The organism is Arthrobacter sp. Bi26, assembly GCF_918697925.1.
Taxonomy (GTDB): domain Bacteria; phylum Actinomycetota; class Actinomycetes; order Actinomycetales; family Micrococcaceae; genus Arthrobacter.
The window spans coordinates 19193-37240 of record NZ_CAKKMF010000048.1 but is presented as its reverse complement, the minus strand read 5'-3'; the positions used below and the strand labels follow the sequence as shown (position 1 = coordinate 37240).

Annotated in this window: 19 protein-coding genes, 1 tRNA gene and 1 other RNA gene; 10 read left to right on the top strand and 11 right to left on the bottom strand. The window is 66.7% G+C overall.

From position 1 onward, the window contains the following. Nucleotides 1-271, top strand: a 271-nt coding sequence (locus LQV16_RS13915) for a lipopolysaccharide assembly protein LapA domain-containing protein (protein ID WP_229994496.1), incomplete at its 5' end; no start/stop codon positions are given. 25 nt (nucleotides 272-296) lie between these two features. Continuing rightward, on the top strand, nucleotides 297-941 hold the full coding sequence (locus tag LQV16_RS13910) for a GNAT family N-acetyltransferase (protein WP_229994495.1): 645 nt from the start codon (nucleotides 297-299) through the stop codon (nucleotides 939-941). A gap of 26 nt (nucleotides 942-967) precedes the next feature. On the opposite strand, the gene map is transcribed toward LQV16_RS13910, so the two are convergent. After that, complete coding sequence (map, locus tag LQV16_RS13905) at nucleotides 968-1735, bottom strand: type I methionyl aminopeptidase (RefSeq protein ID WP_229994494.1); 768 nt, start codon at nucleotides 1733-1735, stop codon at nucleotides 968-970. A 77-nt stretch (nucleotides 1736-1812) separates the two neighbouring features. Here map and LQV16_RS13900 point away from each other — a divergent pair, with 77 nt between their 5' ends. Continuing rightward, entirely contained in the window at nucleotides 1813-2496 is a 684-nt protein-coding gene (locus LQV16_RS13900) for a DNA alkylation repair protein (protein ID WP_229994493.1), read from the top strand. On the opposite strand, the gene mptB is transcribed toward LQV16_RS13900, so the two are convergent. Then, nucleotides 2493-4118 carry a polyprenol phosphomannose-dependent alpha 1,6 mannosyltransferase MptB gene (gene mptB, locus LQV16_RS13895; protein ID WP_229994492.1) on the bottom strand — a complete coding sequence of 542 codons (1626 nt, stop codon included), beginning with the start codon at nucleotides 4116-4118 and terminating at the stop codon, nucleotides 2493-2495. The two genes, LQV16_RS13900 and mptB, sit on opposite strands and share 4 nt — an antisense overlap. A 169-nt stretch (nucleotides 4119-4287) precedes the next feature. On the opposite strand from mptB, the gene orn reads away from it, so the two are divergent. The 4 genes from orn to def all read left to right on the top strand — a co-directional run bounded on the left by orn (nucleotide 4288) and on the right by def (nucleotide 7086). Further along, nucleotides 4288-4920 (top strand): oligoribonuclease, encoded by a 633-nt coding sequence (orn, locus tag LQV16_RS13890; RefSeq protein ID WP_290369376.1) that lies wholly within the window; start codon nucleotides 4288-4290, stop codon nucleotides 4918-4920. Nucleotides 4921-5110: 190 nt separating this feature from the next. Then, nucleotides 5111-5183 (top strand) — tRNA-His (locus LQV16_RS13885). Between the two features lie 136 nt (nucleotides 5184-5319). Next, nucleotides 5320-6474, top strand: a complete 1155-nt coding sequence (locus LQV16_RS13880; protein WP_229994491.1) for an acyl-CoA dehydrogenase family protein — start codon at nucleotides 5320-5322, stop codon at nucleotides 6472-6474. Between the two features lie 39 nt (nucleotides 6475-6513). Further along, complete coding sequence (gene def, locus LQV16_RS13875; protein ID WP_229994490.1) at nucleotides 6514-7086, top strand: peptide deformylase; 573 nt, start codon at nucleotides 6514-6516, stop codon at nucleotides 7084-7086. Nucleotides 7087-7119: 33 nt separating this feature from the next. On the opposite strand, the gene LQV16_RS13870 is transcribed toward def, so the two are convergent. The 8 genes from LQV16_RS13870 to rnpB form a co-directional block, all read right to left on the bottom strand. After that, complete coding sequence (locus LQV16_RS13870) at nucleotides 7120-7830, bottom strand: alpha/beta hydrolase (RefSeq protein ID WP_229994489.1); 711 nt, start codon at nucleotides 7828-7830, stop codon at nucleotides 7120-7122. Between the two features lie 9 nt (nucleotides 7831-7839). After that, nucleotides 7840-8298 (bottom strand): DUF1579 family protein, encoded by a 459-nt coding sequence (locus tag LQV16_RS13865; RefSeq protein WP_229994488.1) that lies wholly within the window; start codon nucleotides 8296-8298, stop codon nucleotides 7840-7842. Between the two features lie 30 nt (nucleotides 8299-8328). Next, on the bottom strand, nucleotides 8329-9201 hold the full coding sequence (gene ppk2, locus LQV16_RS13860) for a polyphosphate kinase 2 (protein WP_229994487.1): 873 nt from the start codon (nucleotides 9199-9201) through the stop codon (nucleotides 8329-8331). Between the two features lie 169 nt (nucleotides 9202-9370). After that, nucleotides 9371-10168 carry an HNH endonuclease family protein gene (locus LQV16_RS13855; protein WP_229994486.1) on the bottom strand — a complete coding sequence of 266 codons (798 nt, stop codon included), beginning with the start codon at nucleotides 10166-10168 and terminating at the stop codon, nucleotides 9371-9373. Between the two features lie 108 nt (nucleotides 10169-10276). Beyond that, nucleotides 10277-10486 (bottom strand): hypothetical protein, encoded by a 210-nt coding sequence (locus tag LQV16_RS13850; protein ID WP_229994485.1) that lies wholly within the window; start codon nucleotides 10484-10486, stop codon nucleotides 10277-10279. Between the two features lie 92 nt (nucleotides 10487-10578). Next, nucleotides 10579-12069 (bottom strand): glyceraldehyde-3-phosphate dehydrogenase, encoded by a 1491-nt coding sequence (locus LQV16_RS13845; RefSeq protein ID WP_290369375.1) that lies wholly within the window; start codon nucleotides 12067-12069, stop codon nucleotides 10579-10581. Between the two features lie 231 nt (nucleotides 12070-12300). Beyond that, nucleotides 12301-13968, bottom strand: coding sequence for a GMC family oxidoreductase N-terminal domain-containing protein (locus tag LQV16_RS13840; RefSeq protein WP_229994484.1), 1668 nt, complete (start codon nucleotides 13966-13968; stop codon nucleotides 12301-12303). Nucleotides 13969-14159: 191 nt separating this feature from the next. Next, nucleotides 14160-14553, bottom strand: an RNA gene (gene rnpB, locus LQV16_RS13835) — RNase P RNA component class A. A gap of 108 nt (nucleotides 14554-14661) precedes the next feature. Between rnpB and LQV16_RS13830 the strand changes: the two genes are divergently transcribed. The 3 genes from LQV16_RS13830 (at nucleotide 14662) to LQV16_RS13820 (ending at nucleotide 17279) form a co-directional block, all read left to right on the top strand. After that, nucleotides 14662-15513 (top strand): SPFH domain-containing protein, encoded by an 852-nt coding sequence (locus LQV16_RS13830; RefSeq protein WP_229994483.1) that lies wholly within the window; start codon nucleotides 14662-14664, stop codon nucleotides 15511-15513. A 45-nt stretch (nucleotides 15514-15558) separates the two neighbouring features. Continuing rightward, the gene (locus tag LQV16_RS13825; RefSeq protein WP_229994482.1) at nucleotides 15559-16452 is read left to right on the top strand and encodes an alpha/beta hydrolase-fold protein; all 894 of its coding nucleotides are present in this window, start codon (nucleotides 15559-15561) and stop codon (nucleotides 16450-16452) included. Between the two features lie 62 nt (nucleotides 16453-16514). After that, nucleotides 16515-17279: a peroxide stress protein YaaA gene (locus LQV16_RS13820; protein ID WP_229994481.1), complete on the top strand. Its 765-nt coding sequence runs from the start codon at nucleotides 16515-16517 to the stop codon at nucleotides 17277-17279. A gap of 7 nt (nucleotides 17280-17286) precedes the next feature. Here the strand turns inward: LQV16_RS13820 and LQV16_RS13815 are convergent, their stop codons facing one another. Further along, entirely contained in the window at nucleotides 17287-18024 is a 738-nt protein-coding gene (locus tag LQV16_RS13815; RefSeq protein ID WP_229994480.1) for a C4-type zinc ribbon domain-containing protein, read from the bottom strand. Nucleotides 18025-18048: the final 24 nt, after the last annotated feature.

Here is an 18048-nt window from a genome sequence, read left to right as displayed (position 1 = left end):
GGTCACCCGCGCGGGAATGGTCTGGGCCGCGGTTGCCAGTGCGCTGGTGGTGCTGATCGTGCTCATCGCCTTCATCCTGCAGAACCAGGAATATGTGCAGGTGAAGTTCTTTGGCCTCGAGGGGTCGGTTCCGCTCGGCGTTGCCTTGTTCATCGCGGCCGTCGGCGGCGGCGTGCTGGTCGCGATCGCCGGAGCGGCCCGCATCATTCAACTGCGGCTCGCCGCGCATCGTGTCCGCCGACAGGCCGGCCCGGGCACGCGCACGCGCTAAAGCCGCCAGGCGCTACCCTCTATCCATGGGCGAAGCAGACCCCCGGAGCCAGCCAGCCATTACCACCGCCGCGGCGGACTGGCCCGACGTCGAGCGTCTTTTTGGCGTCCGCGGCGAACCGTCACGCTGCTGGTGCCGGTTCTTCGCCGTGACCGGCAGCGAGTGGTCCGCGTCGACGCCGGAGGACCGCAAGAGCCAGTTGAGGGACAAGTTCGACGGCGGCCAGCCGGCGCCCGGTGTCCTGGCCTTCCGCGACGGGCATCCAGTGGGCTGGTGCGCCGTCGAGCCCCGCGGGTGCTATCCAAGGATCCTGCGCTCGAAGGTCCTGACGTCGGCCCCTGACGTGGCCCGGGATCCCGGCGGGAACCCGGTGTGGTCAGTCAGTTGTTTCGTCGTCTCCCCCGGCCAGCGCCGGCGCGGTGTGGCGGGGGCGCTGCTGGCAGCCGCCGTCGAGCACGCCTTCGCGCACGGCGCCACCGTGGTGGAGGGCTATCCGGTTGATCCCGCGCGACGGCCCAAGGCGGGCCCGGCAGACCTCTATCACGGCACCTTGGGGCTTTTCCTGGCGGCCGGTTTCACAGTCGTCAGCGACGCGGTGCCGGGACGCGCCGTCGTGCGCCTGGCCGCACCCCCGACTGGAGCCCGCCGCGGTCCCAGGCCCCAGCCCTAGCCCTAGCCCTAGCCCTAGCCCTAGCCCTAGGGCAGCGTAAGGATCACAGGCCCGTCCGCGGTGATGGCCACGGTGTGCTCGCTGTGCGCGGCGCGGCGACCGTTCGCCGAGCGGAGGGTCCATTCGTCGTCGTCATGGTAATAGTCGTCCTTGCGGCCGAGAATCAGCATCGGCTCGATGGCGATGACCAGGCCCTCGGTCAGTTTGATGCCGCGGCCGGGACGCCCGTCGTTGGGCACGTGCGGCTCGGCGTGCATGGTCCGGCCGATCCCGTGGCCGCCGTGATCGGCAAGCAGCCCGTAGCCGGCCCGCCGCGCTGCCCCGCCGATCGCGTAGGCGAGGTCCCCCATCTTGTTCCCGATCCTTGCCGCTTCGATCCCCCGGGCCAGGGCGGCGTCGGTGGCGTCGATGAGGGCCTGGTCCACCGGGTCCGGGGTCCCCACAATGAAGCTGACGGCGGCATCGCCGCACCAGCCGTCCAGGAACGCGCCGCAGTCCACGCTCAGCAGGTCCCCGTCCTGCAGCCGGTACTCGTTGGGGATGCCGTGCACCACGGCGTCGTTGACGGACGCGCAGATGACCCCGGGAAACGGCACTGACGCCCACCGCGGCCGGTAGTTCAGGAACGCCGGCGTGGCGCCGGCGTCGGCGATGGACGCCGCGGCGACCTCGTCCAGTTCCTTGAGCGAGACGCCGACGGCGGCGGCCTCCCGGACCCGCCCCAGCGTGTTGGCGACGACCCGGCCGGCCTCGCGCATCAGTGCGATCTCTTCAGGACTCTTAATCATGGACATGGGTTTCCTTCCGACGCGGAGCCGCGGCTTGCTGGGTTCAACTCTAGAGCCCGCCGCAGGATGTCTACAGTGGCCTCATGGTCACCACTGAACTGATTGACGCGATCCGCGGCCGGCTGCAGGCGGTGGCCGATCCTGGCCGCGCCGCGGGGGCGCAGGCTTATATGAAATCGCAGATGCCCTCACTGGGCGTGCGCGTTCCCGAGGTCCGCAGGATCGTCCGAGCCGAGGCGGCGGCCCATCCGCCGGGCGGCCTGGCGGAGCTGCAGTCCACCGTGCTCGCGCTGTGGCGGAGCGCCAGCTGCCGTGAGGAACGTTATGCCGCGATCGAGCTCACGGGGCTCAAACTCGCCGCCGGGGAACTGAGCATGCTGGCGCTGTACGAGGAAATCATCCGCACCGGAGCCTGGTGGGACCTGGTGGACGGGGTGGCGCACCGGCTGGGCACGCTGTTGCAGGCGCACCGGGCAGAGCTGACGCCGGTGCTGGGGCGCTGGAGCAGGGACGACGACTTCTGGGTCCGGAGGGCCTCCATTACGGCGCAGCTGGGGGCGAAGGCGGCCACTGACACGGCCCTCCTGGCCGCAGTAATCGAGGCCAACCTCGATGATCCGGAGTTCTTCATCCGCAAGGCCATCGGGTGGGCGCTGCGCCAGTACGCCAGGACGGATCCGGCCTGGGTGCGGGCCTTCGTGCAGCGGCACTGGGACGATCTCAGCCCGCTTTCCCGCAAGGAAGCGCTCAGGAACCTGCCGGCCTAGATGATCGGGCGCGTGGTGACCGGCTCGTCCGACTTGCTGAACAGCAGCTTGGTCTTCGGGTCCAGGAAGATCAGGTACAGGGCAAACAGCAGGGCGATGATCGCGGCGGCGTTGCGGGCCAGCGCCAGGGCCAGGCCGAGGTCCGCGGTCTGCAGGTACGGGAAGACGTCCAGCTGGTCCGAGATCGCGTACACCATGAAGAAGGACACGATGAAGTAGAGCGCCTTGACCTGCCAGTCATCTCGGATGCCGGTGACGGCAAAGAGCGGGATGAGCCAGACGATGTACCAGGACTGGATCATCGGGGACAGGAGCACGACGGCGGCGAACGCCAGGGTGAGCCGGCGCATCAGCCGGTCGTAGTCACCGCGGAAGATCTGCCAGGCCACGATCCCGACGGCGAGCAGCTTGCCGGCGTCGAACACCCACTTGGCCAGTCCCCAGCCGTCGAGCCCGAAGGCGTTGGAGATGGAGGCCACGATCAGGCCCACCAGGCCAACGGGCGCGTACCAGATCCAGATGCTGCCCGGCGCGGACAGCCCGTTGATCCAGCCGAAACCGAAGCCGTTGACCCGGCTCATGAGGTACAGCAGGGCCAGGCTGATGCCGGCCGTGAGGGCCCAGAAGACGAACTTGCGCGGCCAGCTGGCGCCCTTGCCAGCCCAGAGCAGGCCGATGAACGGCAGGAAGACGACCGTGATCGGCTTGACCGAGATGGACAGCGTGACCAGCACGATGCCAAGGATGACCCGGCGGGTGGCGCAGTAATACAGGCCGGCCAGGGCAAGGCCGATCATGAGGGCGTCGTTGTGGACGCTGGCGATGAAGTTGGTGAGGAAGAGCGGGTTGGCTGCCGTCAGCCACAGGGCCCGGTTCGGGTTCACGCCGTGCAGCTCGGCCAGTTTTGGCACGTAGATCACGCAGAGGACGACGCCCACGAGTGCGGCCAGCCGGAACAGCATGATGCTGCCTTCGGGGTGCACATTGGTGGCCCAGACCACGAACTGTTCGATCCACAGGAACAGCTGGCCGTACGGGACGGGGGCCTCGGTCCACATCCTGTCGGCGCCCAGCTGGAAGTAGTTCGACAGCGCAGAGATGCCGTTTTCGTAGGGGTTGAAGCCTTCCACCATGAGCCGGCCCTGGCCGATATACGCGTAGACGTCGCGGCTGAACAGCGGGACGGAGAACATCAGCGGCAGGCCCCAGGCCACCGTCGCCTGGAGCGTGGCTTTGCGGGCGCCGGCTCCCCAGACCCGGACGCGCTGGCCGAGCCGCAGCCAGGCGCGGACCAGCAGCATCCCGCCGAAGGCCAGCAGGACAATGGACAGGGCGACGCCAAGGGCCTCGGTGCGCATCCAGATGAACAGCGGAACACGGCGGAGCTCGGACGCGGGGGCGAGCCAGCCGACACCCATCGAACCGATCGTCATGAACAGCGATCCCAGGAACCCGGCAAGGATTGGGGACCGGGGGTTGTCGACGTCGCCAACGGCACCGTCCCCCAATGGGGTGAGCTCAGCCGGGCCGAGCGCAGACCGGCCGGACGCAGAGGGGCGGGACGTGGACGTGCGGGACGTACCGGCAGCCGTTCCCCCCGCCGCAGGCACAGGCGCCGTCATGTCAGGATCGTCCAATCTGTTGTGGGCCATATTTCCGCCCACAGCTAGCCGCATTGTCCGGCCCGGGGCGCCGCGTTGAAGAAATCGGTTGACGAAATAATTCGACGGCCGCGTATCCGAAATCCTAGCACCGGACGGCTCTGTGGCGTCGGAACGGTAGGCTGGGCGGGTGCCTATTACTAACGAACGCATCGTCTGGATTGACTGCGAAATGACCGGCCTGGACACCAAGAATGACGCCCTCATCGAGGTGGCCGCCCTGGTGACAGATTCGGAGCTCAACATCCTGGGTGACGGCGTCGACGTCGTGATCAAGCCTGACGACGCCGCGCTGGCCCAGATGAACGACTTTGTCCGCGACATGCACACCCGGTCCGGTCTTCTTGAGGAGCTCCCGCACGGCAAGACCATGGCCGAAGCGCAGGCAGCGGTGCTCGACTACATCAAGAAATGGGTGCCGGCCCCCCGGAAGGCCCCGCTCGGCGGCAACTCCGTGGGCACCGACCGCGTGTTCCTGGTCCGCGATATGCCCGAAGTGGTGGAGCACCTGCACTACCGGGTCATCGATGTGAGCACCATCAAGGAACTCTCCCGCCGCTGGTTTGCCCGGGCCTACTTCCAGTCCCCCGCCAAGCTGGGCGGGCACCGGGCCCTCGGCGACATCAAGGACTCGATTGACGAACTCCGGTATTACCGCGAGGCCGTGTTTGTCCCGGCGCCGGGCCCGGACAGTGCCACGGCGCAGCGGATCGCCAAACGCGTCATGGACGGCGAGGCAGCCGCCGCCAATCCGGCGCAGTAGCGGCACACTGACGGAAACCAACCGCCGGCACCGCCGCGAAACGTGGCGCAGGAATGTAATCTGCGCCACGTTTCGCGGAAATTTTGGTGAAAATCGCAAAAGTGGCAAAACCACCCCCAAACAACAGGTAAGCTATTTGTCGTTGCCTTTCCAGCCAGCCGGTTCGCCGGAGGGCGCGATACGGCACATGGTGGGCGTAGCTCAGTTGGCAGAGCGCCTGGTTGTGGTCCAGGAGGTCGCGGGTTCAACCCCCGTCGCTCACCCTCATGAAGGACGGCAGTGATTGTCCGACCTTTTCCAAAGGCCGCACCGGATATCCGGTGCGGCCTTTGTTGTCTGTACCGAGTTTTTGACCGTACGGCGCAGTTGTCCCGGGATCTGTCATTGGAAGGAAACGCAGTGAAGCGCAAGCTCTTTGAAGAAGACCACGAGATGTTCCGTGAGATGGCCGCCGAGTTCAACGTGCGCGCGATTGCCCCGCACTACGCGCAGTGGGACGAGGACCACATGATGTCCCGGGAACTGTGGTCGGCGGCCGGCGAGCAGGGCCTGCTGGGCCTCGCCGTGCCGGAAGAGTTCGGCGGCATGGGGATGTCCGACTACCGGTTCCGGGCAGTGCTCGACGAAGAATTCGCCAAGAGCAACCACCTCGCGGTCGGCCTGGCGTTCCACCTCCACGACGACATGGTCCTCCCCCATCTGCTGGCCTACGGCTCCGATGATCTCAAAGCCCGCTGGCTGCCGGGAATGGTCTCCGGCGACAAGGTCACCTCGGTCGCCTGGACCGAACCGGGGGCCGGCTCCGACCTGCGCGGCATCCGCACCAAGGCCGTCCGCGACGGCGACGACTGGCTCATCAGTGGCCAGAAGACGTTTATCGGCAACGGCATCTCCGGTGACGCCTCCCTGGTCCTGGCCCGCACCGACGGTGGCACCGGACGCGGAAACCACGACTCGTTCTCGCTGTTCATGGTCCAGAAGGGCGAGGGCTACAACACCGGTAAACAGCTGGACAAGATGGGCCTCAAAGCCTCCGACACGGCCGAATTGTTCTTCGACAACGTCCGCGTCCCGCACGCCGATCTGGTGGGCGAGGAAGGCAAGGGCCTGCAGTACGCGGCCGAACAGCTCCCCCAGGGCCGTCTGGCGATCGCCGTGGCCAGCTCCGCCGTCGTGCGCGCCATTTACGAGGCGACCGTCCGCTACACGAAGGACCGCAACGCGTTTGGCGAGCGGGTCATCGATTTCCAGAACAGCCGCTTCGAACTCGCGGACATCCTGACGGAGGTCGAGGTCACCGAAACGTACGTGGACCAGGCCATCCTCGCCTTCAACGCGGGGGAACTCGACGCCGCGTCCGCTGCCCGCGCCAAACTGTGGGCGTCCGAGCGCGCCAAGTCCGTTACGGACCGCTGCCTGCAGCTGCATGGCGGTTACGGCTACATCCTGGAATACCCGGTGGCCCAGGCCTACCTCGCCGCCCGGCTGCTGACGATTTTCGGCGGCACCAACGAAATCATGCGCGACGTCGTCGGCCGCACCATTGCCGGCTGAGACGCCGCGTCTCCAACAGCACCCGAGGAACCCCCTGACATGACCGTCCTGCCCATTACGATCTGGGGCGAGCCCGTGCTGCACCGCCGGGCCGCGGAAGTCGAAGTCTTCGACGACGAGCTCCGCACCCTGATCGCCGACATGTTCGAGACCAACGACGCCGCCAACGGCGTCGGGCTGGCCGCTCCCCAGGTGGGGGTCGGCAGTCGGCTCTTCGTGTACAAGTACGACAACGACGACGGCGCCCCGCCCACCGGCGTCGTGGTCAATCCTGTCCTGACGCTTTCCAAGATTTCCGGCGCGCTGCCGGACCCCGACGAGGAAGAGGAAGGCTGCCTGTCCTTCCCGGGCGGCCAGTATCCGCTCAAGCGGGCAGAGTGGGCCAGGGTCCAGGGCTTCGACGGTAACGGGAAGCCGGTGGAATTCGAGGCAACCGGCTGGTTCGCCCGGGTCATCCAGCACGAGTACGACCACCTCGACGGCAAGCTCTACGTGAACCGGCTGATCGACCGCTATTCGCGCAAGGCCATGAAGCAGGCCAAGCGCAGCGGCTGGGGCGTTCCGGGCCTGACCTGGATGCCGGGCGTGGACCCGGACCCGTTCGGCCACTGACGAATTTCCCGCCGGACTGGGCGACCCGGCCGGCTAGCTCCCCGAAGTGCGGTCGACGGCGGCCAGGAGGGCGGCGCCGAGCTCGGCCGGCTTGGTGAACTGCGGCCAGTGGCCGGTGGGCAGGTCCACGTAGTCGACGTCGCGGATCCGTGCGAGCTCCGCCACGTACGGGTGGCCCCCGGCAATCATTTCCCTCAGCGTCGAGGACGGGAATTCGCAGGCGATGACGGTGGCCGGGACCTCGAAACGGCGTTCGTCCTTGAGCTCCTGCCGGTCCTGGGCCACGCCGCGAGGCTGCGGGATGGCGCGGGCGCGGAACATGGCACGCAGGTCCCCGGTCAAGTCGGAGAGGTCCGCATCCTCGAAGAGCTCCCACGGCGGCAGGGGCACGTCGTCGCCGTCGGCCGGGAGTTCGTCATTGATGAGACCACCGTCGGCGAGCGGTCCGCTGTCCACGTAAATTGCCCGGGCCACCCGGTCCGGGCGGGCATCGACGGCGCCGTGGATGATCGCCCCTCCGCCGGAGTGGCCCACCAAGGCCACGGGCGCGTCGAAGGTATCGATCTTCGCCACGACGGCGTCGATGTGGGTGCGCAGGCCGATCCCGGCGCGCGGCGCATCGGCAGATTCAAGGCCCGGCAGTGTCAGCGGGTAGACCTTATGCCCGGCAGCGGTGAGCGGCGGGGTGACGTCCTCCCACGACGAGGCGTCCAACCAGAATCCGGGTACGAGGATGATGTCCATGCCGGTACCCTACCGTTCGAGTACCAACTCCACCACCTGATAGGGGACTTCACCTGGGACGACGTTGTGCATGGTGATGCGTGCGCCCTGGCCCTCCCCCGGGTGGATGTGGATCTGCCAGCCCCAGTCCGGGCCGGTCGGCGCCGCGAAGGAGCCGCTGAGCCGCAGGACACCGTCCCCGTCCACGGTCCCCGAGAACTGCATCAGTGCCTTGCCCGTGTGCCAGGAGTCCACCCACACCGCAGTGGCGGGCTCCGCGTCGGACGCTCCGCCGGCCAGGAGCAACAGGCCTTCCTGTGGGCTCTCGCCGTCTGACCACGTGTAGGCGACGCTCGCGAAGTGCGCGGCCGTCACTGTGACAGTGGCGGTGGCCGCCGAGTCCTTGTAGTCGTCCGTGGGCATGATCCGCGAGCGGTTTTGTCCCTGCCAGGCGCCAAGCAGCGGCGTTATGTATCGCACAATGTCCATGCTGCAGTCTACTGAGGAAGTCAATTGCGCTCAGTCCTCGGCCGGTTTTTCCAGGCTTGCCGCGAAGTCCGGGACATAGCGGAATAGCTCCCGCGGCGGGCGCGTGTAGTTGACGGCCTTCGGCCGCTCCGGCAAAGTCACCAGCTCTGTCCGTACTTCGCTGTAATCGATGCTGGCGAGTAGGTGGGCGATGAGGTTGATCCTGGCCCGGCGTTTGTCCTCGGCTTCCACGACATACCACGGTGATTCCGCAGTGTCCGTCTGCATGAACATGTCATCCTTGGCCCGCGAGTAGTCTTCCCACCGCAAGATTGCCTCCCGGTCCATCGGTGAGAGCTTCCATTGCCGCATGGGATCATCCAGACGGGATTTGAACCGCCGCTCCTGTTCCGCATGGCTGATCGAGAACCAGTACTTGAAGAGCAGAATGCCGTCCTGAATGAGGAGCCGTTCAAAGACCGGGCACTGCGCCATAAAGCGTTTGTGCTCCGCCGGGGTGCAAAAGCCCATAACGTGTTCGACGCCGGCGCGGTTGTACCAGGAGCGGTCCATCAGGACTATTTCCCCGGCGGCGGGGAGATGCGGCACATAGCGCTGGAAGTACCATTCACCGCGTTCGCGCTCCGTCGGCGCCGGCAACGCTACTATCCGGGCAAACCGCGGATTCAGGTACTCGGTGACCCGCTTGATAGCGCTTCCCTTGCCGGCGGCGTCCCGCCCCTCAAAGATAACCAGAACCCGCGCCCCGGTGCTCCGGACCCACTCCTGCAGGGCAACCAGTTCTGCCTGGAGCCGGAGAAGTTCGGCCTCGTAGATTCCGACGTCGAGCCGAGCCCGCCGCCGTGCGGAGCCCTTCCTGTGACCGGAGTGCCCCTTGCCAGAATCGTCCGTGCGATGTGCCATGGTTTCCGTTCCAGTATTCCGGCGCGAGGTTTGTCCCGCGCCCATTCTCGCCGGGCAGCAGAACGGCAGCAAGGGTCCTCCAGCCCGGAAGCGGCGAGGGGCGGATCCTATGCTTGGGCCACTGAATCCCTGCGACATGCACGAAAGGACGGGACAGGACATAGTGCCGTCACCGCGCAACGATTGTCTGCTGCCCTGGGCACGAGGCGAGGATCCGTTTCATCGCCTCCTTCTCCGCGGGCGTGACCCATAACCGGTAGGCGGCCTTGACGGAAATCTGGCGGGCCACGTAGTGGCAGCGGAAAGCCTTGTTGGGCGGCAGCCAGGTGGCGGCGTCCGAGGCGCTTTTGTCCTGGTTGGCGGGACCGTCGACGGCGATCAGGTTGAGGGGATCGTTGGCCAGGTGTTCGCGCTGCTGCGCGGTGAGCTGCTGGGCGCCCTTTTGCCACGCGTCGCCCAGCGCCACGACGTGGTCGATCTGCACCGCTGCGCTGGTCTCGGCGCCGCGCCGGAACGCGATCATGCGGCCGGTGTAGGGTTCCTGGAACGTGCCGCCGGCCACCTGGCACCGGGAGCCGCTGACGAATTCGGCGGCTTCCAAGTCCCGGCGGAGGATGTCGTTGCGCGTATCGCAGCCGTTGCGGTCGACGTCGAGCCAGGCCTGGCCGAAGGCGCCGCGGTCATAGTTGTCCTTCGCCGACCGGCCCTTGACCGCAAGGGTGTCGAGCGCGCCGGCGGCGCTTCCTTCCGGCACGGCCCGGACTGGGTCCACCGCGTACATCCACCCGCCGGCAAGCACGGGGGCCTCGCTGGGGCCCGGGGTCTGCGGCTCCGCGACGGCAAACTGGCCGGCCGTGAAGAACCAGACCACGGTGCCGAGGAGGGCCAGTCCGGCTGCGGCCAGAAGAACCCACGCCTGGCGGGAGCGGCGCCGGGCGTTGCGAAATTCCGTCCAGGTGACGGTCATGAGGGCGGCCGCTGGCGGCGTTCTGGCTGCACGCCCTGAGCCTACCCGGGCGCTCAGACACCCGGGAGGTTGTCCACAGTGTTGGGGACGGGTGGCGGAACGCCGGGGCTATTGGTCCCGCGTGACCCGTTTCAAGTCTTCGTTGGCCAGATCCAGCAGGTCCTGGAGCTGGCTCACCCGGTCGTCGTTGACTTCACCGGCCCCGCGTTTGACGATGGCGTCGTCCAGCAGCCGCTTCGCTTCCTTCGCGTTGCCCCGTGCGACGTCCAGCGCGTGTTCCAGGGTGGTCTCGTGTTCAAGAGCCGGGTTCTGTTCCATGGCACCATTGTGGTGCCCTTTCCCGGCCGATTCCAGTGCATCGGCCGGGAAAGGAGGAACATGTCCCGGTCAGGGACCTTTGGCCCCGCGGACTAGACCTCTACGGGCAGCCCGGCGGCCTCGAGGATGGAGGCGGCGTCCTTGGCGGGGAAGGACGGCGGGTTGACCCCGGCCATTTCCTCCATGACGCGGACCACCTGGCAGCTGTAGCCGAACTCGTTGTCGTACCAGACGTACAGGACGAGGTTCTTGTCGTTGGAGATGGTGGCCAAGCCGTCAACGATGCCTGCCCGGCGCGAGCCGACGAAGTCCGTGGAGACAACCTCGGGCGAATCGATGTAGTCGATCTGCTTGCGCAGCTCGGAGTGCAGCGACATTTCCCGCAGGTAGTCGTTGACTTCGTCCTTGGTGGTGCCGTTGTCCAGGTTCAGGTTCAGGATGGCCAGCGACACGTCCGGGGTGGGGACGCGGATGGAGCTGCCCGTGAGCTTGCCGAGCAGTTCCGGCAGCGCCTTGGCGACGGCCTTGGCGGCACCAGTCTCGGTGATCACCATGTTCAGCGCGGCAGAGCGTCCACGGCGGTCACCCTTGTGGAAGTTGTCAATCAGGTTCTGGTCGTTGGTGAAGGAGTGGACTGTCTCCACGTGCCCGTGCACCACGCCGTAGCGGTCGTTGATCGCCTTGAGCACCGGGGTGATGGCGTTGGTGGTGCAGGAGGCCGCCGAAACGATCGTGTCCGAGTCGGCGATAGTGCCGTGGTTGATGCCGTGCACGATGTTCTTCAGTTCGCCCTTGCCCGGGGCGGTGAGGAGAACGCGAGCGACGCCCTTGCTCAACAGGTGCTGGGACAGGCCTTCGGCGTCGCGCCAGCGGCCCGTGTTGTCCACGACGAGCGCGTCGTGGATGCCGTAGGCGGTGTAGTCCACCGTGGAAGGGTTGTCCGAGTAGATGACCTGGATCTGGACGCCGTTGGCTGTGATGGTGTCGTTTTCGAGGTCCACCTTGATGGTGCCTTCGAAAGAGCCGTGGACGGAGTCGCGGCGCAGCAGGCTCGCGCGTTTGGCAAGGTCGTTATCGGAACCGCGGCGGACCACAATGGCGCGCAGGCGCAGGCCGTGGCCGCCGCCTGCCTTTTCGATCAGGAGCCGGGCCAGGAGCCGGCCGATGCGGCCGAAGCCGTAGAGGACGACGTCGGTGCTGGTGCGGTCGTCGCCGCCGCGCTTGCCGACAACCTCGGCGAGTTCCTCGCGGAGGAAGGCATCCAGGCTGGCGCCGTCGCCCTCGGCGCGGTACTTCTCGGTGAGGCGGGCAATATCAATGGCCGCTGCGCCGAGGTCCAGCTTGGTCAGGGCCTCCAACAGCGGGGCCGTCTCCTCGAGGCGCAGTTCTTCCTTGCTCATCCGGCGGGCGAAGCGGTGGGCCTTGAGGATATTCATAGTGGACTTGTTGATCAGGCTGCGTCCGTGGATGGAGGTCACCACGTTGTTCTCGCGGTACAGCCGGCCGATCACAGGGATCATGGCCTCGGCGAGCGCCTCACGGCCCATCCACGTATCAAGACAAGAATCTGACGTCTGGCTCACAGAACTACCTTCCTAGAATCCACCCCCTACGTCCTCGTAGGGGGAAGTCGGCCGCCGGAGGGTGTCCGGTACCGGGCACCGGCGGGGATTCGGTCCACCCCGGGCGCCTCATCGAGCGCAAAGAAAAATCCGCCGGCTGCGAACGCAGACCCGGCGGCAGAACTTCTACGTTCACCATCAATTCTACGGGCGGCCCGGCAGGGTGAGGTGCCTTGTTGCGCGTGAAATGACTCACACACCGTCTGGGACGCTGCAGGAACCGGCGAATCCACCGACGCCGGGTGTCGCCCTGCCTGCGTCCTCGAGGATCATGTCCACAGCTTTTTCCGCGATCATGATCGTGGGCGCCTGGGTGTTGGCACTGATCAGGCGGGGCATGATCGAGGAGTCAACCACGCGCAATCCCTCAAGACCATGGACCTTCAGCCGCGGCGAGACGACGGAATCATCGGAGGTTCCCATCGCACAGGTGCCGACCGGATGGTAGGAGGTCCGTCCGTAGGAGCGCACGAAATTCACATACTCGTCACGGGTTTTGACCCTTGAGCCGTCACCGATGTGCTCCGCCTTGATGAACGCTGCCATCGACGGCTGCTCCATGATCTGGCGGCTCTGCCGCACGCCGGCAATCGTCATCTCCAGGTCATAGTCATCCGCGAGGAAATTCGGATCGATGAGCGGTGTCCTTCTGGGATCTGAGGACTCGACGCGAACTGTCCCGCGACTGCGTGGGCGCAGGAAGTACGAGTTCAGCGTCGCCCCGAACCCGGGCCGCAGCGACGCTATGCCCGGCTCCGACCTCGCCGCTGGCAGGAAGTGGAACTGCAGGTCAGGGGTCTTCTCATTCGTGTTGGCGTAGCTGAAGCCACCGGCCTCGACAAGGTTGGACGCGAACGGTCCCGAGCGGAAGGCCAGGTACTCGAGGCCGGCCATGACGGTCGCCGGGCGCACGCGATTGAACCGGTCCAGGCTGTGGTCGTCGGTGAGTTCGTAGATGATGTCCAAGTCCAGGTGGTCCTGCAGGTTCTTCCCGACGCCCGGCAGCGCATGGAGAACGTCGATGCCGGCGGCAGCAAGGTCTGCCGGGTCTCCAATGCCCGAAAGCTGCAGCAACTTCGGAGATCCGAAGGCGCCACTGGCGACGATCACCTCACGCCGTGCGCCGTAGGTTCGTTCCACTCCGCCTTCGATGGCCTGGATGCCGACGGCGCGGCCATTATTGATGACCACCTTTGAGACGGTTACGTTGACTCGAACCGTAAGATTGGGCCGCTGGCGCGCGGGTTTTAGATAGGCAACGGCTGCACTGCACCGTCGGCCGTTCCTGGTGGTGGTCTGGTAGAAGCCGACGCCGAGCTGCTTTGCGCCGTTGAAATCGTTGTTGTAGGGTAGCCCGAACTCCTGGCCCGCCTGCACGAATGCCGCCGAGAGCGTGTGCGGTCGCCGGGGGTCAGAGACGCCCAGAGGCCCTTGAGTTCCGTGGTGGGGCCCTGAAAGTCTGGAGTTTGACTCCGAGCGGACGAAATACTTGGACACCTCGGCGGCGGACCAGCCCTCGCATCCGTAGTCCGCGACCCAACCGTCGTAGTCCTCAGCCACGCCCCGGGTGAAGACCTGGGAGTTGATGGACCCTCCGCCGCCGAGCACGCGGCCTTGAGGGAGCGGGATGCTGCGGCCGTTGCTGTACTTTTGCGGGACGCTGTTGTAATCCCACTGGTACGGGCCTCCCTTTAGTCTCGGGAAGCCCGCGGGCATGTGGATGAAAGGATGGCGGTCGGACCGGCCCGCCTCAAGCAGCAGCACGCGAACTGCTGGGTCTTCACTTAATCTCCCGGCCAGGACGCTGCCGCCTGTGCCACCACCGGCGATGACATAGTCGTATGCTGCGTCATCCGGCACTATGACTCCTCAACCATCGCATGCACCGTCACCTGAAGCGTTCATTGAAGTGTCGGGGCTCGCCGGGATGATGTCAAGCATGCCTCAAGGTTTTCCCAAGCTTGCAACCGTGCAGGCACGCGCCCCCCGGCCGGCACCCTGTGAGGGCCGAATCCCGCTCCGGGCAGGACAGGGTAACCCGGCGGTTTTGGTGGATGGGTTGACCGATACGCCGGGTTCTGTGTTCCCGCGCTGTTGCCGGCGAGGGAGTAGCGGCCATCCATCTACGGACGCCGTTGCCGACGCCCTCCAGCGGCCTACCCGAACACTCGGGCGAGCAGCCCTCAAACGTGTCCTGTCTGGCCTTGCTCCGGGTGGGGTTTACCTAGCCTTCCCGGTCACCCGGGAAGCTGGTGGTCTCTTACACCACCGTTTCACCCTTACCTGCCGTGCGGCCTGTGCAAGCACACGCCGCACGCAGGCGGTCTGTTCTCTGTGGCACTGGCCTGCGGGTTACCCCGAGTGGGCGTTACCCACCACCCTGCTCTGCGGAGCCCGGACGTTCCTCGAGCCACTTGCGTGACGCGCGGCCGCCTGGTCAACCCATCCGCTGTCCATTCTACGTTCTCCCCACGACGCAGCCGCACCGGGTCTTTTGGGGCGGCCGGTGGGAGAATTGGAGCAGGATTCCTGCTAGTCAAGGAAAAGATCCCGATGAACTGGACCGCCATCATCATCTGGCTGCTCGCCATCGTCCTGGTGGTTGTTATCGCCAAGATGTCGATCAAGATTGTGCGCCAGTACGAACTAGGCGTCCTGTTCCGGCTGGGCCGGGTGGTCGCGGTCCGGATGCCCGGGTTGCGGTTCATCATCCCGGTGGTGGACCGGCTTCAGCTGGTGAGCCTGCGGATTGTGACGATGCCGATCCAGTCGCAGGGCATCATCACCCAGGACAACGTCAGCGTCGACATCTCGGCAGTGGCCTATTACCGGGTGATCGACGCCGTGAAGTCCGTTGTGGCGATCGAAGACGTGGCGGCGGCTATCAACCAGATCGCCCAGACCACCCTGCGCAAGGTCGTGGGCCGGCACAGCTTGGACCAGACGCTGTCCGAGACCGAGCACATCAACAGTGACATCCGGAAAATCCTGGACGCCCTGACCCTGGAGTGGGGTGTCGAAGTAACCCTCGTTGAACTCAAGGACATCCAGCTTCCGGAGAGCATGAAGCGGGCGATGGCCCGGCAGGCGGAGGCCGAGCGGGAGAAGCGGGCCAAGATCATCGCGGCCGAAGGAGAGGCGATCGCCGCCGTGGCGCTCGGCGCGGCATCTGACACCATGATGGCCCACCCGGTCGCCCTGCAGCTGCGGAATCTCCAGTCCCTCGTGGAGATCGGGGTGGACAAGAACTCAACCGTCGTCTTCCCGGCGCCCCTGATGAGCACCATCGCCGAACTGGCCGCCTTCCTGGCCCGCGAGGACCATGTGGCCCGGACAGCGATGTCGGCGGCTGCACCCGCAGCGACGCCGGCGGAATCACCGGCGTCACCGATCAAGGCCGCGTAACGCCCGGACCGGCGCGCCTATTACCGGCGCGCCTATTATCGAGGGATGGACAAGTCTGCCCTGACCCGGCGCCGGCTGCTTGAGCTGGCAGGAATCGGCCTTGGCGCGTCCGCCCTCACAGCCTGCACTGACGGCATAGCGCCTCCCGAGAGCTCCCCGCCCGCGCCGGCAAGCCCGACGGCGACAGCTCTGCCGGCTCCCGCCGCCCCGTTGACAGTCCGGACCAGAACAGGTTCATTCGTCTCGGCTTTCCGCCCCGGGATCGCCAGCCATTGGTCGCTGGCTGCACCCGAATTGCCGCCCGGCGGCGTGCCGCCCGAATTGCCCGTGGCGGTGTTTCTTCACGGACTGGGCGGCAGCCACACCGTCCTGCTGGAGGATATGGCGGCCCATGAGGCCCTCCAGGGGCACCTGGACGCCGGTGGGGCGCCGTTCGCGATCGCTGCGGTGGACGGCGGAAACACGTGGTGGCACCCCCGCGCCGACGGCAGCGACACCCAGTCGTTGCTGGTGAAGGAGTTTGTTCCGTTCCTGGGCGGCCAGGGCTACGACCTTGGCAGGATCGGCCTCTTCGGCATCTCTATGGGAGGCTTCGGCGCCCTCCTGCTGGCCTCGCAGGGCCGGCTGCCCGGAGTCCGCGCCGTCGCGGCCATGAGCCCGGCGGTCTGGGACCACTACGACCCACGACAGGAATCCGCTTTCGACGGCCCGGCCGACTTCGCGGCCCATGATGTGTTCGCGCTCCGGCCCCGACTCGCGGCCGTGCCCATGCGGATTGATTGCGGCACCGGGGACGAGCTTGCCGCCACGGTCCGTGCCTACCGCGCAGGACTGCCGGGCGATGTCGAGGGGAGTTTCCGGCCGGGCGGCCACGACTACAGCTACTGGCGGTCCGTCCTGCCCGAGGTGCTGTCATTTCTGGGCTACCACCTCGCCTGAACCCTCCGCCGCCGGCCCCGGACTGCGGCACCCGCGGCCCCCGCCGCCGGTAAGATCGTACGGTGCTAATTCTGCTGCCGCCCTCCGAGGGCAAGACTCCCGCTGTGGGCGGGGACGCCGCCGACTGGAGCGCCTTGAGCTTTCCCGCCCTCAACAGCTCCCGGGCCAGGGTCCTGGACGCCCTCGGCACCGTCAGCGCCCACGAGGACGCCCTGGCGCTGCTGGGCGTCGGCGCCTCGCTGAGTTCCGACGTCGAACGCAACACCCGCCTGCACGCGGAACCTGCCGCCCCGGCCCACCAGGTGTATTCCGGGGTGCTCTTCGACGCCCTCGGCTACGACTCCCTGACCCCGGCGCAGCGGAAGAAGGCCGACGCTTCGGTGCTGGTGGTGTCCGCCCTGTGGGGCGCCATCCGCTTCGCCGACCGCGTACCGGCCTACCGCCTCTCGATGGGGATCTCGCTGCCCGACGTCGGACGGCTGGCCTCGTTCTGGAAGCCGCAACTGGGCGACGCCCTGGCGGCGGTCACTGCGGGTGAGCTGTTAGTGGACTGCCGGTCCAGCACCTACGCCGCGGCCTGGACTCCCCCGCCGGAGCAGACAGTGGCCGTGAACGTCTTCACCGAGACCGCCGGCGTGCGCAAGGTGGTCAGCCACTTTGCCAAGCACACCCGGGGCGAGCTGGCACGGCATTTGCTCAGCCGCAGGGGCAAGGCTCCCCAAACCCCGGCGCAGCTGCAGAAGGCGGCGGCGGAGAAGTGGGTTGCCGAACTCGTTGAGGGCACGGCCCGGAAGCCGCACACCCTCAACATCATCCTGCCGGGCTAGGAACCGGCTAGGCCCACTCGGCCGAGCGGACCAGGATGCAGCCGGAGTCCGGGCAGAACACGATGTCGTCCTCAGCCGCGGCCTTGATCTCGGCCAGGTCGCCGGGGCTGAGGTGCATGCCGGAGCCTTCCGAGGTGCCGTGGAAGAGCCGGGCAGCGCCGACGCCGCGCTTGGCCAGGGTCTTCTCGTAGACGGCAAGCATCCCGGCGTCGAGTCCGGCGGCGAACTCGGCACGCCGCCCGCGCACCACAGTGGCTTCGGCAGCAATCTCGGCCAGCTGCCCGTCCAGCTCGGCACGGATGGAGCCGAAGGAGCCCTGGATGTCGTCCACGATCTGCTGCTGTGCCCCCTGGCGGGCGCGGAGCGAGTCGAGCCGTTCGAGGACTTCGAGCTCGACGTCCTCGAGGTCCGAGCGGCGCTTGTTCAGGGAGACGAGGTCGCGCTGCAGGGCAACGAGATCCTTGGACAGGCCGGTGCCGCTGTTGAGCCGCGCCTCGTCGCGTTCGATCCGGGAGGCAACCTGCTCGACGTCGGCCTCTGAGCGCTTGAGCTCGAGCTCGGCGTCGTGGACGGCCACCTTCGCGGCGCCAAGTTCACCGTTGGCCACGCTGAGCGCGGCTTCCAGGTCGGTGATCCGGGAGTCACTTTCAAGGCTTCGTCGGCGGTTGGACAAGGACTTGAGCTTGGCATCGAGTCCCTGCAATTCGAGCAACTTCAACTGTTCCGCCGGTGCTGCCTTGGCCACTATTTACCTCCGCTAAATCCAAAC

Bases quoted from the DNA above. Each gene is read 5' to 3' on its own strand.
- LQV16_RS13830 (WP_229994483.1), top strand. From the start codon at position 14,662: ATGAACTGGACCGCCATCATCATCTGGCTGCTCGCCATCGTCCTGGTG.
- mptB (WP_229994492.1), bottom strand. From the start codon at position 4,118: ATGACGGCGCCTGTGCCTGCGGCGGGGGGAACGGCTGCCGGTACGTCC.
- LQV16_RS13870 (WP_229994489.1), bottom strand. From the start codon at position 7,830: ATGGACATCATCCTCGTACCCGGATTCTGGTTGGACGCCTCGTCGTGG.
- LQV16_RS13825 (WP_229994482.1), top strand. From the start codon at position 15,559: ATGGACAAGTCTGCCCTGACCCGGCGCCGGCTGCTTGAGCTGGCAGGA.
- LQV16_RS13900 (WP_229994493.1), top strand. From the start codon at position 1,813: ATGGTCACCACTGAACTGATTGACGCGATCCGCGGCCGGCTGCAGGCG.
- map (WP_229994494.1), bottom strand. From the start codon at position 1,735: ATGTCCATGATTAAGAGTCCTGAAGAGATCGCACTGATGCGCGAGGCC.
- def (WP_229994490.1), top strand. From the start codon at position 6,514: ATGACCGTCCTGCCCATTACGATCTGGGGCGAGCCCGTGCTGCACCGC.
- LQV16_RS13910 (WP_229994495.1), top strand. From the start codon at position 297: ATGGGCGAAGCAGACCCCCGGAGCCAGCCAGCCATTACCACCGCCGCG.
- LQV16_RS13855 (WP_229994486.1), bottom strand. From the start codon at position 10,168: ATGACCGTCACCTGGACGGAATTTCGCAACGCCCGGCGCCGCTCCCGC.
- LQV16_RS13850 (WP_229994485.1), bottom strand. From the start codon at position 10,486: ATGGAACAGAACCCGGCTCTTGAACACGAGACCACCCTGGAACACGCG.
- LQV16_RS13865 (WP_229994488.1), bottom strand. From the start codon at position 8,298: ATGGACATTGTGCGATACATAACGCCGCTGCTTGGCGCCTGGCAGGGA.
- ppk2 (WP_229994487.1), bottom strand. From the start codon at position 9,201: ATGGCACATCGCACGGACGATTCTGGCAAGGGGCACTCCGGTCACAGG.